This window comes from Pseudomonas sp. SR18 (assembly GCF_023701505.1).
GTDB classification, from domain to species: domain Bacteria; phylum Pseudomonadota; class Gammaproteobacteria; order Pseudomonadales; family Pseudomonadaceae; genus Aquipseudomonas; species Aquipseudomonas cyclaminis.
Window position 1 is genome coordinate 17850 of the sequence record NZ_JAMQAU010000010.1, and the last position, 16324, is coordinate 34173.

The following is a 16324-nucleotide window of genomic DNA, read 5'->3' on the forward strand; positions in this document are numbered from 1 at the left end:
ATTTTTGAGCGTAGTGATTGATGAGCGAACAACCAGCGGCCAGCCGCATTCAGGTCGAGGCCTTGGGCGAAGGTTTCAAGGCCCGCGCCGAGCAATGGGCAGCGCTGCTTGGCTTGCCTTTACAGCTCGCCGACGCGGACTTTTCCCTGCAAGTTGGCGAGCAGGGCCTACAGCTGCAACAGCTCGGGCCTGACGCGCCAGGGCCGGTGCGGGTGGACTTTGTTGAAGGCGGTGCGGCCCATCGTCGGCTCTACGGTGGCGGCAGCGGGCAGATGATTGCCAAAGCCGTAGGCGTTGCCCAAGGCGTGCGCCCACGGGTGCTGGACGCCACGGCCGGTCTGGGCAAGGACGCGTTTGTGCTGGCCAGCCTGGGTTGCCAGATGAGCCTGATCGAGCGCCAACCGTTGATCGGTGCCTTGCTCGAAGATGGCCTGGCGCGCGGTGCAGAGGATTTTGAGGTGGCGCCGATCGTGGCGCGCATGAAGCTGCTCAAGGGCAACTCCATCGACGTGATGCTCAATTGGGAAGGCGAGCCGCCGCAGGTGATCTACCTCGACCCGATGTTCCCTCACCGTGAGAAAACCGCCTTGGTGAAGAAGGAAATGCGCCTGTTCCGCCCGCTGGTAGGCGATGACCCGGACGCACCGGCCTTGTTGGCCGCCGCCCTGGCCCTGGCCAGCCACCGTGTAGTGGTCAAGCGCCCGCGCAAGGCGCCGTGCATCGAAGGGCCAAAGCCGAGCCATGCGCTGGATGGCAAGTCCAGCCGGTATGACATCTATCCCAAGAAAGCGCTCAAGCCCTGATGTTCAAGGCCTGTAAGCCCGCATAAACAACCCCACCACCTCCTGCACATGGGCTTCGGCGGCGGTTTCACTCAGTTGCCCGCCGCAGCCATACAGCAGGCAAAAATTTGCGGTGCCCTTGAGCAGGCAGAAGAAGTGCTCGGCTGCGGTAAACGGTTTATCGATGCTCAGGGCGCCGCTCTGGTCGATTTTGCTGAGCAATCGTTCCATGCCCTGGAGCATGCGCATCGGTCCGGCGTCGAAGAAAATCCGGGAGAGTTTCACGTCCTGATTGCCGGTGGTCATCATCAAGCGGTGCAGGTTTACCGACTCCTCGCTGTTGATCAGCCGATGGAACCCCCGCGCGATATTCAGCAACACAGTCTCGACCGGCATGCCTTCAGGCAGCTCGAAGTACATCACCGGCAACTGCTCCTCGCACGTCGCCACCACGGCGGCGGTGAACAAGGTCTCTTTGTCGGTGAAGTGGCTGTAGACGGTCAGTTTAGACACGCCCGCCTCAAGGGCCACGGCATCCATGCTGGTACTGGCATAACCATTCCCCAAAAACAGGGTTTTCGCTGCCTGGAGAATTGCCTGGCGTTTTGCCATGTCCTTGGGACGCCCGGGGCTATTGGTGTTAACGCGATTGTCGGACATTTTCACCTTTAATACTGGACTGGTGAGTTTGGTATTAATAACATACTGGCCAGTATAATTATTCCTAGCTTCATTTGCGAAAGGTCCTTCAGCATGCGCAGCACTTTCCTGCCCTTTGCGTTGCCTGTCAGTCTGGTCTTCCTGTTGGCCGCCTGCGGCCATGAAGAACCGGCCCAGATCACCGTCCGTCCAGCGATGGTGGTGCAACCGCAACCGTCGGCCCAGTCGATGGACAGCTACCCCGGCGAAGTAAGGGCTCGCTACGAGCCGGACCTGGCCTTTCGCATCGGTGGCAAAGTCAGTAAACGCCTGGTGGAAGAGGGGGAGCGGATCAAAGCCAACCAACCGTTGGCGGAACTCGACCCTCAGGATGTACGCCTGCAATTGGAGGCCACCCGCGCCCAGGTCGCCGCCGCCGAGGCCAATCTGAGCCTGGTCCGTGCTGAGCGCGACCGTTACAAGACCCTGATGGACCGTCAGATGGTCAGCCGTTCCCAGTACGATAATTCCGAAAACCTCTACCGATCCGGCGAAGCGCGCCTCAAGCAGATCAAGGCCGAATTCGATGTGGCCAGCAACCAGGCCGGTTACGCCGTGCTCCGTGCCCCCCAGGACGGGGTCGTTGCCAAGCGTGCGGTGGAAGTCGGCCAAGTGGTGTCGGCTGGCCAAACCGTGTTCACACTGGCCACCGATGGCGAGCGTGAAGTGCTCATCAGCCTGCCCGAACAGGGCTTTGGTCGCTTCAAGGTCGGCCAGCCGGTAGCTGTGGAGTTGTGGAGCCAGCCCGATCAGCGGTTTACCGGACGCATTCGTGAACTGTCCCCGGCGGCCGATCCAAAATCACGCACTTTTGCCGCCCGCGTGGCGTTTACCGCAGGCAAAGTCCCGGCGGAACTTGGCCAGAGTGCCCGCGTATTCATTCAGGCCGATGGCGTTGTTGCGCTGTCGGTGCCGCTGTCTGCCCTCAGTGCAGAGAATGGGGCGTCCTACGTCTGGCGTGTGGAGCCGGACAATACCCTCAAGCGCACGCCGGTGCGCATCGGTGCCTTCGGCGAAAAAACCGTACCGGTGCTGGAAGGCTTGACGCCCACCGATTGGGTGATCGCCGCGGGCGTGCATGTGCTCCACGAGGGCCAGCAAGTGCGCCCTGTGGATCGCTCCAACCGTGTCGTGAATCTGGCGGCCAAGGAGTAGTCCCCGATGGGTTTCAATCTTTCCGAATGGGCGTTGCGTAATCGCCAGATCGTACTGTTCCTGATGATCCTGCTGGCCGTTGTCGGCACGTTGTCCTACACCAAGCTGGGACAAAGTGAAGACCCGCCGTTCACCTTCAAAGCCATGGTGGTCAAGACCAACTGGCCGGGCGCTACCGCCCAGGAAGTCTCGCGCCAGGTCACCGAGCGCATCGAAAAGAAGCTGATGGAAACCGGCGAGTACGAGCGCATTGTCTCGTTCTCGCGCCCTGGTGAGTCCACGGTGACCTTCATCGCCCGCGACTCCATGCACTCGGCGCAGATTCCCGAGCTGTGGTACCAGGTGCGCAAGAAGATCAGCGACATCCGCCAGACCTTGCCGCCAGATATCCAGGGCCCGTTTTTCAATGATGAATTTGGCACCACCTTCGGCAATATCTACGCCCTGACCGGCGACGGTTTCGACTATGCCGTACTCAAGGATTACGCGGACCGCATCCAGATTCAGCTGCAACGGGTGGCGGATGTGGGCAAGGTCGAGTTGCTCGGCCTGCAGGACGAGAAGATCTGGATCGAGCTGTCCAATCTCAAACTCGCCACCCTGGGATTGCCCCTGGCCGCTGTGCAGCAGGCGTTGCAGGAGCAGAACGCGGTGTCCACCGCCGGCTTCTTTGAAACCCCGAGCGAGCGCGTGCAACTGCGCGTGTCGGGCAACTTCAAGACGGTGGAGCAGATCCGCGACTTTCCTATTCGAGTCGCCGACCGGACCTTTCGGATCGGCGACGTAGCCGACATCCACCGTGGCTTCAACGATCCACCGGCACCACGTATGCGTTACATGGGCGCTGATGCAATCGGCCTGGCCGTGGCGATGCGCGACGGCGGCGATATTCTGGTACTGGGCAAGGCGCTCGAAGGCGAATTCGCACGTTTGCAGAAGAACCTTCCGGCTGGCATGGAGCTGCGCAAGGTGTCGGACCAACCGGCAGCGGTGAAAACCAGTGTCGGAGAATTCGTGCAGGTGTTGGCCGAGGCGCTGGCGATCGTATTGCTGGTGAGCTTCTTTTCACTCGGCGTACGCACCGGCATGGTGGTGGCCCTGGCGATTCCGTTGGTATTGGCGATGACCTTCGCCACCATGTATTACCTCGGCATTGGTCTGCACAAGATTTCCCTTGGCGCACTGGTACTGGCGCTCGGTTTGCTGGTGGATGACGCGATCATTGCCGTGGAAATGATGGCAATCAAAATGGAGCAGGGCTACGACCGGCTCAAGGCCGCAAGTTTCGCCTGGACCAGCACCGCTTTCCCGATGCTCACCGGCACGCTGATCACGGCGGCTGGCTTCCTGCCGATTGCGACTGCGCAGTCGAGCACCGGCGAATACACCCGTTCGATCTTCCAAGTGGTCACCATCGCGTTGCTGGCCTCCTGGGTCGCCGCCGTGGTGTTCGTGCCCTACCTGGGGGAAAAACTCCTGCCGGACTTGGCGAAGATTCATGCGGCCAAACACGGCGCTGATGGCCCGGATCCCTACGGAACGCCGTTTTACCAGCGTGTAAGACGTTTGGTGGAGTGGTGCGTCAGTCGACGCAAAACGGTGATTGTGCTGACGCTGCTGCTGTTTATCGGCTCGGTGGCGTTGTTCCGCTTTGTGCCGCAGCAGTTCTTCCCGGCTTCTGGCCGTCTGGAACTGATGATCGACCTGAAACTGGCCGAAGGCGCCTCCCTGAGCAACACCGCCGATCAGGTCAAACGCCTGGAAGCCATGCTCAAAGACCATGCCGGCGTCGAGAACTACGTGGCCTACGTCGGCACCGGTTCGCCGCGTTTCTACCTGCCGCTGGACCAGCAACTGCCGGCCGCCAGCTTCGCGCAATTTGTGGTACTCGCCAACACTATCGAGGAGCGTGAAAGCCTGCGCACCTGGCTGATCGAAACCCTCAACGAACAATTCCCCGACCTGCGTTCGCGCGTCACACGCCTGGAAAACGGACCGCCCGTGGGCTACCCGGTGCAGTTTCGCGTGACCGGCGAGCACATCGAAGAAGTCCGCGCCCTTGCACGTAAAGTCGCGGCCAAGGTTCGCGAAAACACCCATGTGGTCAACGTGCACCTGGACTGGGAAGAGCCGAGCAAAATCGTCTACCTCAATATCGACCAGGATCGCGCACGCGCCCTTGGCGTGAGCACTGCCAACCTGTCGAAATTCCTGCAGAGTTCACTCACCGGCTCCAGCGTCAGCCAATACCGGGAGGACAACGAATTGATCGAGATCCTCCTGCGCGGCACCGTTCACGAGCGCACCGAACTGTCGCTGCTGCCTAGCCTGGCGGTGCCGACCGACAACGGTAAAAGCGTGGCCCTGTCCCAGATCGCCACCCTCGAATACGGATTCGAGGAAGGCATCATCTGGCACCGTAACCGCCTGCCGACAGTCACGGTGCGCGCCGACATCTACGGCAAGGACCAACCGGCGACCCTGGTTCAACAAATTCTGCCGACCCTCGCGGACGTACGCGCCGAGTTGCCGGACGGGTACCTGCTGGAGGTAGGCGGCACCGTCGAAGACTCTGCGCGCGGGCAGAACTCGGTGAAGGCCGGTGTACCGCTGTTTATTGTGGTGGTGCTGACCCTGCTGATGCTGCAACTGCGCAGCTTCTCACGCACGGCAATGGTGTTTCTCACGGCGCCGCTGGGCTTGATCGGCGTCACGCTGTTCCTGCTGGCGTTCCGCCAGCCCTTTGGTTTCGTGGCCATGCTGGGGACCATTGCCTTGTCGGGCATGATCATGCGCAACTCGGTGATCCTGGTGGACCAGATCGAACAAGACATCAAGGCCGGCCTGGCGCCGTGGCAGGCGATTATCGAAGCCACCGTCCGACGCTTCCGCCCGATTGTGCTGACGGCACTCGCGGCTGTACTGGCGATGATCCCGCTGTCGCGCAGTGTGTTCTTCGGGCCGATGGCGGTGGCGATCATGGGTGGGTTGATTGTGGCGACGGCGTTGACCCTATTGTTCTTGCCGGCCCTGTATGCTGCGTGGTTCCGAGTGAGGAAGGACGTCGCGTAATCATGTTGGCCACTGTTTCTGCCCTGATGTTGCTGTTGCTTGCCCCTGGTCCGACCAACACCCTGCTATTGCGCGCAGGGGTGTTGTTCGGGTTTCGGGCTTCGTGGAAGTTGGCCTTCATCGAGTGTCTGGCCTACTTGCTACAGGTAACACTGTGGGGCGCGGCCTTGCTCTACATCGCGGTGTATTCGCCGTGGGCGCTTAAACTGACTCAGTTGGCCGCCGGTTGTTACTTGCTTCTGGCGTCCTATCAGTTGTGGCGCCGCAAACAGGCTCCGGATGAGGCTGTCGGGGATCAGTTTTCAGGCATCTATTTTTTTTCGTTGACGGTAATGAACCCCAAAGGGTTGTTGATCGCATCTTTGATCGCCCCCGCCAATACGTTCTGCAACTGGACTGACTATATGGCGTTTATGACCCTCCTGGCCCTGGTGGTAGTGCCGATTGGAATGGCATGGATAGGCTTCGGTGCCGGGGTAGTCGGGCGCCACTCTCGCTGGTTGAGTTCACTTACGATCAATCGCGTCACTGCAATCGCCATTGGTTGTTTCGCTACTGTCCTGCTCGGCCGCGTGGCTGATTCGATCCTCCACTGACGCTATCAATCCGAAGGGGCGTCAGGCTTGCGCATTACGCTCAGGCCCCAGGCGATGGACGCGCTGACTGGGTAGCGGCTCGTTCCAACGCATAGGCAGGAACTATTTCAACTAACGCACCACACAGAATTACCTGGCCGAAAAGTACTGGCGTTTGGAGTGCAGCGGTCTGGACTATTGTGTGAATTTAATTAGGAAGGAATGTAGATGATTCTGCCAATACTGACGTTACCGCTACAAATGATGGGGGCGATGATGGGCCTTGGTCGGTGTTGTGGAAAGAGCCAGCAGCAACCCGTGAATATCAACATCAATAACGAGAACAACAACGAGAACAACAACGTCAATTCGAACTCGTCCAGCTCGAACGGCAATACCGGTGTTTCGTATGGCTCATCCCGGCCATTGCCGCACTACCGTTTCTAGGCTGTGCATTAGAGCAAGGGGTGTTAAAAAGTACATGCAACAAAAAACGCCCGGACAAAGTCAGGGCGTTTTTTTAATCAGCTTTTATAGCGCCCCAAAGACTTTCTTCGCCAAGCTGGTCGCTGCTGCCGCCGGGTTCTTGCGAATCGTCTCTTCCTGCTGCGCAATCATCTTGAACAAACCATCCAGCGCCTGCTCGGTCACGTAGTTTTCAACGTTGGCGCTCTTGGCATCCACGGCACCGAAGGCTGCCGCCTTGCCGGCCAGCGCGTTGTACTGCTGGGCCACGCCGACCTTATCGGTGGCAGCCTTGACGATTGGCAGGAACTTGGCGCGGATCTGTTCGCGACTGCTCTTGTTCAGGTATTGGGTGGCCGAGTCCTGGCCGCCACTGAGGATGCCCTTGGCGTCGGTCACGCTCATGTTCTTCACGGCGTTGACCAGGATCGGCTGGGCCTGGGTCACGGCGGTTTCGGCCGCTTTGTTCATGCTGTCTTCCAGTTGCGTGACCTGGTCGCCCATGCCGAACATTTTCAGTTTGTCGGCGACTTTGCCGAGCTTGCCTGGCAGGCCGATTTTTACTTCGGGGTTGTTGCTGAAACCACCGGGCACACCCAGTTGTTTCACCGCGATCTGCGCGCCCTGGGTCAGGGCGTCCTTGAGACCGCCGCTGGCATCGCCCTGGGACAGGCTACTCAGGTCCAGGGCCATGGCATTGGCGCCGAACAGCAGGCCGGCGCACAGGGCAGTGAGGCGAAGGGAATTACGGAGCATGGGCGCTTCCTTATGATCTGGAGAATATCAGTGTGCGACCGAATCAACTCGCAGGCGCAGCGGCTGTGGATCCTGGCCGTTGAGCTGCACAGCGTGTCGTTCAGTGGTGATAAACAGTAGCTTGCCATCCTGTTCGATGCGAGCACTCACCGCATAACTGTGGCCCGGCTTGACCTGGGCCGGGTCGTAATTCAAGTGAAACGGCAGCGGCACCTGGCCTTTGATCGGACCTTTCTGTTCGGCAAGGATCACGGCCGGGGCGTCCATCAGAGATACGTCCTGCAGGCTGACGCTCAAGGTTGCTGTCGGCGGCAGGGCGATGCGTTGCAGGTAGAACACTTCGCCATCAAGGCTGGCCTTGGGAGCAGGGGTCATGGATTGGCAGGCTCCGAGCAGGGCGGTCAGGCCCAGGAGGATGATCTTTTTCATGGTGCGGCTCCTTGTCAGCGGCGCCAGCATCCCACTGGCGCCTTATTCAATCTAGCGGGTTTCTTCAGGCTCATCCGGTTGTTCGGCTGCGCCATCGACACGATGCAGGGCGACCTGGCGGATCGACAGGCGAATCTCGGCCGGCAACACACGTTTGGCCGCGCCTTCCGCCAGCTCACCGAGCAGATCGTGATAGCTCAATTTGCCGGCCTCGTCGCGGCGCAGCACATCTTGCTCCAGCAATGTCTGAATAAAATGTCGGAAAAGGCTCTTGTCGAAGAACTCCGGCGCATTGAGACCATGCAGGATCGACAGGCGCTGGGCCATGATCGTGCACAGGTCTTCCAGTTCTTCGGCGCTGATGCTGTTCTGGCCGCTGTTGAGCAGCAGCGAGATCGCCATGTAGAAGCGTTGCAGCGTCTGGGCGATGCTCTTGGACAGCAGCGTCAGCAGCACAAAGTGCCGCGAGCTTGGCGCCGGGCGCAGGTACACGTTGTTTTCGAAGCGCAGCAGGCCTTGTTCGACAAAGGCTTCCAGCCACTGGTCGACAACCGTGTCCAACTCTTCCAGCGACCAGCGGATAAACAGCTCCGATTGCAGGTACGGATACAGCGCGTGGGTGTAGCGCAAAATCTGTTCGCGGCTCATCCGCGAGCTGCTTTGGAAGAAGCTCGCCAGCAGCGCCGGCAGGGCAAAGATGTGCAGCACGTTGTTGCGGTAGTAGGTCATCAGGACGGCGTTTTGCTCGTCCAGATACACAATCTTGCCGAGGGCGTCACTCTGTTCCGACAGCAGGTCCATGTCCTTGACGTGCTTGATCAGCGCCAGGCCATCACCCTCGGGCAGGGTGGTGTGGGGCGAGTAAGGCACGCGGCGCAGCAGCGCCAGGTACAGGTCCAACTGGCGGGCCATGGCCTGTTCATCCAGGGCCAGGCGTGTGGTGGACAGCAGCGCCAGGGCCACCAGGTTCACCGGGTTCACCGCCGCCGCTTCGTTCAAGTGGCGGGCCACCCGTTCGCCGAGGCGGTTGGTGGTTTCGTTGAGCCATGCCGGCTTGTAGTTCGGCCCCAGCTCCTGGGTGCGCCAGTCGGGTTGTTCGCCGTCGAGAAATTCCGCCAGCTTGATCGGCTCGCCGAAGTTGACCGCGACCTGGCCAAACCGCTGCTTGAGCGCGCCGACCACTTTGAAAATATCGAAGATCGACTCTTTCTTCTTGCTCGCGCCGCGCAGTTCGCCCAGGTAGGTGCGGCCTTCGAGCACACGCTCATAGCCGATATACACCGGCACAAACACGATCGGCATGCGCGAAGAGCGCAGGAAGCTGCGCAGGGTAATCGCGAGCATCCCGGTCTTTGGCTGCAACATGCGCCCGGTGCGTGAGCGTCCGCCTTCGACGAAGTACTCCACCGGGAAACCCTTGGTGAACAGGGTATGCAGGTATTCGTTGAACACCGAGGTGTACAGCGGGTTGCCCTTGAAGGTGCGGCGCATGAAAAACGCCCCGCCACGGCGCAGCAGACTGCCGATCACCGGCATGTTCAGGTTGATGCCCGCGGCGATATGCGGCGGGGTCAGGCCGTTCTTGAACAGCAGGTAGGACAGCAGCAGGTAGTCGATATGGCTGCGGTGGCAAGGCACGTAAATCACCTCGTAGCCTTGTGCAACCTTTTGCACACCTTCGACGTTATTGACCTTGATGCCGTCGTAGATCTTGTTCCAGAACCAACTCAGCACCACTTCCAGGAAGCGGATCGCGGTGTAGGTGTAATCCGATGCGATTTCGTTGCCGTAGCGCAGGGCCAGGGCCTTGGCTTTTTCCGGGCTGATTTTTTCCCGTTCGGCTTCATCCAGAATGGCCTGGCGCACCAACGGCATATTCACCAGGCCCTTGACCAGGTTGCGGCGGTGCGACAGGTCGGGGCCGATCACGGCGGTCTTCAGGTTACGAAAGTGCACACGTAGGATGCGCTGGGCCATGCGCACAGTGCGTTCGTGCCCTTTATTGTGCTCGATCAACTCACGCAGGTTGATGGGCGCGGAGAATTGCACACGGGTCTTGCGACCCAGGATCAGGATGCTCAACAACCGACGCAGGCGGCCGGTGACGGCCCAGCTGTCGGCAAACAGCAGTTTCCAAGGGCTCGACTCGCTCGCCGGGGTTTGCCCCCAGAACACGCTGACCGGAATGATTTGTGCATTCTCTTCGGCGTGCTCGCTCAGGGTGTTGACCAGGCGGGTCAGGGTCGGCGGTGCGCCGCGCTTGTCCTGGCGGCCGAGCCAGTCCGGCTCCGGCGTGAGGTAGAAGAACGCCGCCGGCTCCATCAACGGGCCTACGGAGACTGGCAGCACCGGGCGCGGCAGGCCGGCCTTGGTGCACTCGGCATCGACCACGGCCAATTCGGTGAGAGAGGGCGATTGCAGGACGTAAAACACCGGCCGGCTGCGGTCCAGGTTGAGGGTAAGGGACGACTGGTTGATCGTCTCCGAGCGAACCCAGAGGTACAACAGTCGGCGCAAGGTGCCAAACACCAGACGGCGGAACGGGGAGCGGGTCATAGGCGAGCTGCTTGAAGTGGAAAAAACCGAGCAGGCGCTCGGGCGGGTAGTGTGCCGTATTCGCCGAAAATCGGCAAAAAAGCAGCGATGTAAACTTGAGTTGATCGCTTTTGAGCCTGTCTTATACTCGGCAGTTCAACGCAAGCGACTCAACAATAAAAAACGTACGTGGGAGTAATACAAATGGCAACGCGCGAAACCGGCAATGTGAAGTGGTTCAACGATGCAAAGGGCTATGGCTTCATTCAGCGTGAAGATGGCAAGGATGTGTTTGTGCACTACCGCGCCATTCGCGGCGATGGCCACCGTTCCCTGGCCGAGGGCCAGCAGGTGGAATACGCCGTGGTGACCGGCGAGAAGGGGTTGCAGGCAGAGGATGTGGTTGGCCTGTAGGCCCATCGCAGATCAAATGTGGGAGGGGGCTTGCCCCCGATGGCGGTGTATCAGCAACAAATTAGCTGACTGACGCACTGCTATCGGGGGCAAGCCCCCTCCCACATTTTTGACGGCATTTGCAATTCAGGTTATGCAGTTTTCCAAGTGATCTGTTCTTCACCGTCTGCGCTGATGCGAATCCAGGTGTCGGCACTTTCCTCACCTTCTTCCTCGACCCACGTCCCCGGCGCGCAGCGCACCTCGACGTTCAGTGCAGCAAATGCCGCACGGGCGCAGGCGATGTCGTCGTCCCACGGCGTCTGGTCACTTTCCAAGTAGAGGCTGTTCCATTTGCCTACCGCTTTGGGCAACCAGGTGACCGGCACATCGCCGGCGTTGCACTTGTAGGTCTGGCCGCGCTGGATCCAGTCGGTGCACGGGCCCAACGCGGTGCCCAGCCACGCGGCAATGGCCTTGTAGTCGACGTCGGCGTCCTTCAGGTAAATCTCGATATCAGGTTGGCGCATGGATATTCCTCGTTGCGGGATTCGAAAATCCATTCGCGGATGCTTAAAAGTCGGTTATTGAAGCACGAAATAGTCGTAGCGCATCGACACGGTGACCAGCAGCGGCTCAGCGGCTTCGATCACCTCGGCACGGCGCTCGGCGCTGGCGCGCCAGCCGTGGGGTGTCATGGCCAGCAGGTTGGCGCGGTCCTGGGGCTCGGCCAGACTCAAGGTGAACTCCAGCGTCTCGCTGTGGGCAAGGCTCATGCCGTCCGGCACCAGGGCCAGATGTTTGTCGTCGGTGTATTCACGCACTTCGTCATACAGGCGCTCGCGCAGTTCCATCAGGTGGCCACGTGTAGGACCGACCTTCATCAAACCGCCGCCGGGGCTGAGCAGGCGCTTGGCTTCTTGCCAATCCAATGGACTGAAAACACTGGCGAGAAACTGGCAACTGCCTGACGCCAATGGAACGCGGGCCATGCTGGCGATCAACCAGGTCAGCGCCGGGTTGCGCTTGCACGCACGCTTGACCGCTTCCCTGGAAATATCCAGCGCATAGCCGTCGGCGTGGGGCAGGGCGTCGGCAATCTGCGCGGTGTAGTAACCCTCGCCACAGCCGATGTCGACCCAGCGCTGCGGCGCGCGTTCAGCGGCCAGCTCGGCCAGGCGCCTGGCCACCGGCGCGTAGTGCCCGGCGTTGAGGAAGTCGCGGCGCGCTTCGACCATCGCCAGGTTATCGCCCGGATCGCGGCTGTTCTTGTGCTGCACCGGCAACAGGTTCAGGTAACCCTGGCGAGCCCGGTCGAAACGGTGCCCGGCCGGGCACGCCACGCCGTTGTCTACCGCGTTGAGCGGGGCGCTGCAAATGGGGCAGGCAAGCATCAGGCGAGCAACTTGATCAGGGTCTGGTAGTAGATTTCGGTCAGTACATCGAGGTCGCTGGCGAGGATGCGCTCGTTGACCTGATGGATTGTCGCGTTGACCGGGCCCAGCTCGACCACTTGAGTACCGAGGGTGGCAATGAAACGGCCATCCGACGTCCCGCCGCTGGTGGACGCCTTTGTCTCGCGACCGGTAATCGCCTTGATGCTGGCGGACACCGCATCGAGCAAGGCGCCCGGTTCGGTGAGGAACGGCAGGCCCGACAGCGCCCACTCCACATGCCAGTCCAGGCCATGTTTGTCGAGGATCGCCGCCACGCGCTGCTGCAGGCCTTCGACGGTGGATTCGGTGGAGAAACGGAAGTTGAACACCGCCGTCAGGTCACCAGGAATCACGTTGGTGGCGCCGGTGCCGGAATTGAGGTTGGAAATCTGGAAGCTGGTCGGCGGGAAGAACGTGTTGCCGTCGTCCCAATGCTCGGCGGCCAATTCCGCCAGGGCCGGTGCGGCGAGGTGGATCGGGTTCTTCGCCAGGTGCGGGTAGGCCACATGACCTTGCACGCCGCGCACGGTCAGGGTCGCGCCGAGGGAACCGCGACGGCCGTTCTTGACCACATCACCGACCAGCGTCGTGCTCGACGGTTCGCCGACGATGCACCAGTCCAGGCGCTCTTTGCGCGCGGCCAGGCGCTCGATCACGGCCTTGGTGCCGTGGTGCGCCGGGCCTTCTTCGTCGCTGGTGATCAGGAAGGCCACCGAGCCCTTGTGGTCCGGGTAATCGGTGACGAAACGCTCCGCTGCCACCAGCATTGCGGCCAGGCTGCCTTTCATGTCCGCCGCGCCACGCCCGCAGAGCATGCCGTTTTCGTCGATCAGCGCGTCGAACGGATCGTTCTGCCAGGCTTGCACCGGGCCGGTCGGCACCACATCAGTGTGACCGGCGAAGCACAGCACCGGGCCATCGTGCTTGCCGTGGGTGGCCCAGAAGTTGTCCACGTCTTCAATGCGCATCGGCTCCAGCGCAAAACCGGCGTCGCCCAGACGCTGCATCATCAGCTTCTGGCAATCGGCGTCGATCGGCGTGACCGAGGGGCGACGGATCAGGTCAATGGCAAGTTGAAGGGTCGGCGAAAGGTCGGCATGGGCCGTCATGGGAAAACTCCGGAAGCGTGTATGGGCGCAGATTCAATGTGGGAGGGGGCTTGCCCCCGATGGCGGTGTATCAGCAACAAATTTAGCTGATTGACACGCTGCTATCGGGGGCAAGCCCCCTCCCACATAAGGCAATCGGTGCTTGCCTGATCCAACAAAACGGCCGTTATCTTATAGCAAAACGGCGACCAGAGGCCGCCGTTTAGTGCATTGCGCAAGTTTTTACGCCGTAGGCGCGGGCTCAGGCGCCGCTACCGGTTTGGGCAGCGACGACAGAAACGCCATGATCAACGCGGCCACATACGGCAGCGACTGCACCAGCAGCATCACCACCCAGAAGCGCATGTCGTTGCTTGGCAGGCCCTGCACCAGGTAGATCCCCAGCGCCGCGCCCCACAACAGCAGCATGATGAACATTTCTTCGCGGGCTTCGGAAATCGCCACCCAGAAGCCGTGGTTATCCGCGTTTTTCGGTGTACGAAAGAACGGAATACTGGTGGTGAAGAAGCCATACAGCACCGCTTTGGCGATGGTGTGGGACAACGCCAGGCCTGCCAGGGCCGCGCAGAATGCGTCCTTGAGGTTCACGCCCACCGCACGGCGGTACAGGAAGATGATCTTGCCGACCTTGAATACGAACAACGCCAACGGCGGGATCGCGAAAATCAGCAGCGGCGGATCGACCCGCGTTGGCACGATGATCATCGCCGCCGACCACAACAGTGCGCCGACGGTGAAGAAGATGTTCATGCCGTCCGCCACCCACGGCAACCAGCCCGCGAGGAAGTGGTAGCGCTGGCCACGGGTCAGTTCGGTGTCCTTGCCGCGCAGCAGGCTGGCGGTGTGGCGCTTGATGATCTGGATCGCACCGTAGGCCCAGCGGAAACGCTGTTTCTTGAAGTCGATAAAGGTATCGGGCATCAGGCCCTTGCCGTAGCTGTCGTGGTAATACGCCGCCGACAAGCCTTTCTCGAACACCCGCAGGCCCAGTTCGGCGTCTTCGCAGATGCACCAGTCGGCCCAGCCGAGTTCTTCGAGCACCGAGCGACGGGTCATGGTCATGGTGCCGTGCTGGATGATCGCATCGCGGTCGTTACGGGTGACCATGCCGATATGGAAGAAGCCTTTGTATTCCGCGTAGCAGAGCTTCTTGAAGGTACTTTCGTTCTGGTCGCGGTAATCCTGGGGCGACTGCACCACGGCGATTTTCGGGTCGGCGAAGTGCGGCACCATGTGCTTGAGCCAGTTCGGCGACACGCAGTAGTCCGAGTCGATCACCGCGATCACTTCGGCATCCTTGGCGGTGTGCGGGATCAGGTAGTTCAGCGCGCCGCCCTTGAAACCGGCCAGGGGCGCGACGTGGAAAAACTTGAAGCGCGGGCCGAGGGTTTCGCAGTAATCGCGCACCGGTTCCCAAACCGCCGGGTCCTTGGTGTTGTTGTCGATGATCAGGACTTCGTAGTCCGGGTAATCGAGGGCGGCCAGGGCGTCGAGGGTCTGTTTGACCATCTCCGGCGGCTCGTTGTAGCACGGCACATGGATCGAGACTTTCGGGCGGTAGTCCGAATCCCCCTCGACCGGCAGGAATTCACGACGACGCTTGTGGGTCCAGACGGCTTCGGCCAGTTCATGGGCCTCGGTCAGCAACACGATAAACACGCCGAGGGCGCCGAGCGCCAGGAGGATGCCCACAGTGACGCTGAACCAGGTGCTGTATTGCTGGCTGTAGTCGTAGCCGATCCACACCAGTACCGAGCCGCACAGGAACGCGATAAAGGTCAGGAAGGTCCGGCCACGCTGGCGCAGGGCCGAGCCGTCGATCATCAGCAGGGTCAGGGACAGCAGTGCCAGCACCACCGAACCGATGGCCAGCACGCGCCATTGCGGGATCGCGACGACAGGCCCTTCAAAGTTGAATTTCTGCTGGCGTGCGGCGTTGAACACGCCCCAATAGGCGCCGGCAGAGCCTTCGTCGCTGACTTTCCACGGCTGGTCGAACGCTTCGATCACAAAGTAGTTGTAGCCCTGGCGATTGAGCTTGTTCACCAGCGTGCGCAGGTAAATCGCCTGGTCTGCCGGGGATGTTTCGTTACCCCCGCGCATACGTCCGTTGCTCGGCCAGCCAATTTCCGACAGCAGCAGCGGCTTTTTAGGGAAGAGTTTTTTCAGGTCTTTGGCCCGGTCCAGTACGTACTGGCCAGCCTTGTCCATGGGGATGTATTCCCAGAACGGCAGGATGTGCGCGGCGATCAGATCGACGTGCTTGGCCAGTTTCGGGTTCTTTTCCCAGATGTGCCACTGCTCGGAGGTGGTCACCGGTACTTTCACCGCAGCGCGCACCCGGTCGAGCAGCACGATCAGCGCTTCAGGGGTGATTTCTTCGCGGAACAGCGCCTCGTTGCCGACCACCACGCGCACGACACTGCGCGAGCTGTTGGCGATCTCGATGGCACGCTGGATTTCGCGCTCGTTACGCTCCAGGTCCGGGCTGATCCAGATTCCCAGGGTGACGCGCAAGCCGAACTCTTCCGCCAGCTTGGGGATATCCCCCAAGGTGCCGTCGACCGAGTAGGTACGGATGTTGTCCGTCAGCTTGCTCATGATCTCCAGGTCACGACGCATCTGCTCGTCCGTGGGGTACTGGTCTTTTTGCGGGAACTGGCCTTGCTGGAACGGCGAGTAGGAAAAACCGGAGATTTGCTCAGGCCAGTTGGGAGCAGTGACCGGGCGGTTGACCAGCGCCCAGAAGCCGGTGAACAGCGCGGCAATTGCCAGCACGATCACCAGGTTGAGTCCAAATTTACGCGATGCCATGGTTATGTCGGGTTCCAAAGGGTGTGGAACGAAAAGAGGTGTCGGCCTGCACCGAACGGCGCGCATCCTACACCGGCCTTTCCCCGAGCGTACAGCAGACAGAG

14 protein-coding genes are annotated in these 16324 nt (G+C 60.7%); 6 read left to right on the forward strand and 8 right to left on the reverse strand.

Features of this window, described 5'->3' with window-relative positions; translation table 11 throughout:
• Positions 1 to 20 precede the first annotated feature (20 nt).
• Positions 21 to 803, forward strand: a complete 783-nt coding sequence (locus NDJ82_RS15955; protein WP_112193839.1) for a class I SAM-dependent methyltransferase — start codon at positions 21 to 23, stop codon at positions 801 to 803.
• Positions 804 to 806: 3 nt separating this feature from the next.
• On the opposite strand, the gene NDJ82_RS15960 is transcribed toward NDJ82_RS15955, so the two are convergent.
• Positions 807 to 1442: a TetR/AcrR family transcriptional regulator gene (locus NDJ82_RS15960; RefSeq protein ID WP_099583379.1), complete on the reverse strand. Its 636-nt coding sequence runs from the start codon at positions 1440 to 1442 to the stop codon at positions 807 to 809.
• A gap of 93 nt (positions 1443 to 1535) precedes the next feature.
• Between NDJ82_RS15960 and NDJ82_RS15965 the strand changes: the two genes are divergently transcribed.
• From NDJ82_RS15965 to NDJ82_RS27445, 4 genes are all read left to right on the forward strand, one after another.
• Positions 1536 to 2636 (forward strand): efflux RND transporter periplasmic adaptor subunit, encoded by a 1101-nt coding sequence (locus tag NDJ82_RS15965; RefSeq protein WP_099583378.1) that lies wholly within the window; start codon positions 1536 to 1538, stop codon positions 2634 to 2636.
• Positions 2637 to 2642: 6 nt separating this feature from the next.
• Positions 2643 to 5708, forward strand: coding sequence for an efflux RND transporter permease subunit (locus NDJ82_RS15970; RefSeq protein WP_250925844.1), 3066 nt, complete (start codon positions 2643 to 2645; stop codon positions 5706 to 5708).
• 2 nt (positions 5709 to 5710) lie between these two features.
• On the forward strand, positions 5711 to 6304 hold the full coding sequence (locus NDJ82_RS15975) for a LysE family translocator (protein ID WP_250925845.1): 594 nt from the start codon (positions 5711 to 5713) through the stop codon (positions 6302 to 6304).
• A gap of 297 nt (positions 6305 to 6601) precedes the next feature.
• Complete coding sequence (locus NDJ82_RS27445) at positions 6602 to 6730, forward strand: hypothetical protein (RefSeq protein WP_284738616.1); 129 nt, start codon at positions 6602 to 6604, stop codon at positions 6728 to 6730.
• Positions 6731 to 6814: 84 nt separating this feature from the next.
• On the opposite strand, the gene NDJ82_RS15980 is transcribed toward NDJ82_RS27445, so the two are convergent.
• From NDJ82_RS15980 to plsB, 3 genes are read right to left on the reverse strand one after another with little or no spacing between them, the layout of a single operon-like run.
• Positions 6815 to 7504 (reverse strand): DUF4197 domain-containing protein, encoded by a 690-nt coding sequence (locus tag NDJ82_RS15980; RefSeq protein ID WP_099583374.1) that lies wholly within the window; start codon positions 7502 to 7504, stop codon positions 6815 to 6817.
• A 27-nt stretch (positions 7505 to 7531) separates the two neighbouring features.
• The gene (locus NDJ82_RS15985) at positions 7532 to 7933 is read right to left on the reverse strand and encodes a YbaY family lipoprotein (protein WP_250925846.1); all 402 of its coding nucleotides are present in this window, start codon (positions 7931 to 7933) and stop codon (positions 7532 to 7534) included.
• Between the two features lie 51 nt (positions 7934 to 7984).
• Positions 7985 to 10489: a glycerol-3-phosphate 1-O-acyltransferase PlsB gene (plsB, locus tag NDJ82_RS15990; protein WP_099583372.1), complete on the reverse strand. Its 2505-nt coding sequence runs from the start codon at positions 10487 to 10489 to the stop codon at positions 7985 to 7987.
• Between the two features lie 183 nt (positions 10490 to 10672).
• Between plsB and NDJ82_RS15995 the strand changes: the two genes are divergently transcribed.
• Positions 10673 to 10882 (forward strand): cold-shock protein, encoded by a 210-nt coding sequence (locus NDJ82_RS15995; protein WP_032891681.1) that lies wholly within the window; start codon positions 10673 to 10675, stop codon positions 10880 to 10882.
• 131 nt (positions 10883 to 11013) lie between these two features.
• On the opposite strand, the gene NDJ82_RS16000 is transcribed toward NDJ82_RS15995, so the two are convergent.
• The 4 genes from NDJ82_RS16000 to NDJ82_RS16015 all read right to left on the reverse strand — a co-directional run bounded on the left by NDJ82_RS16000 (position 11014) and on the right by NDJ82_RS16015 (position 16220).
• A complete protein-coding gene (locus tag NDJ82_RS16000; RefSeq protein ID WP_250925847.1) occupies positions 11014 to 11391 on the reverse strand; it encodes a hypothetical protein in 378 nt (125 codons plus the stop codon).
• 54 nt (positions 11392 to 11445) lie between these two features.
• Positions 11446 to 12255: a putative RNA methyltransferase gene (locus NDJ82_RS16005; RefSeq protein WP_099583370.1), complete on the reverse strand. Its 810-nt coding sequence runs from the start codon at positions 12253 to 12255 to the stop codon at positions 11446 to 11448.
• Complete coding sequence (dapE, locus tag NDJ82_RS16010; protein WP_049709680.1) at positions 12255 to 13406, reverse strand: succinyl-diaminopimelate desuccinylase; 1152 nt, start codon at positions 13404 to 13406, stop codon at positions 12255 to 12257. The genes NDJ82_RS16005 and dapE overlap by 1 nt, the downstream gene beginning before the upstream one ends.
• A gap of 222 nt (positions 13407 to 13628) precedes the next feature.
• The gene (locus NDJ82_RS16015) at positions 13629 to 16220 is read right to left on the reverse strand and encodes a glycosyltransferase (protein WP_250925848.1); all 2592 of its coding nucleotides are present in this window, start codon (positions 16218 to 16220) and stop codon (positions 13629 to 13631) included.
• Positions 16221 to 16324: the final 104 nt, after the last annotated feature.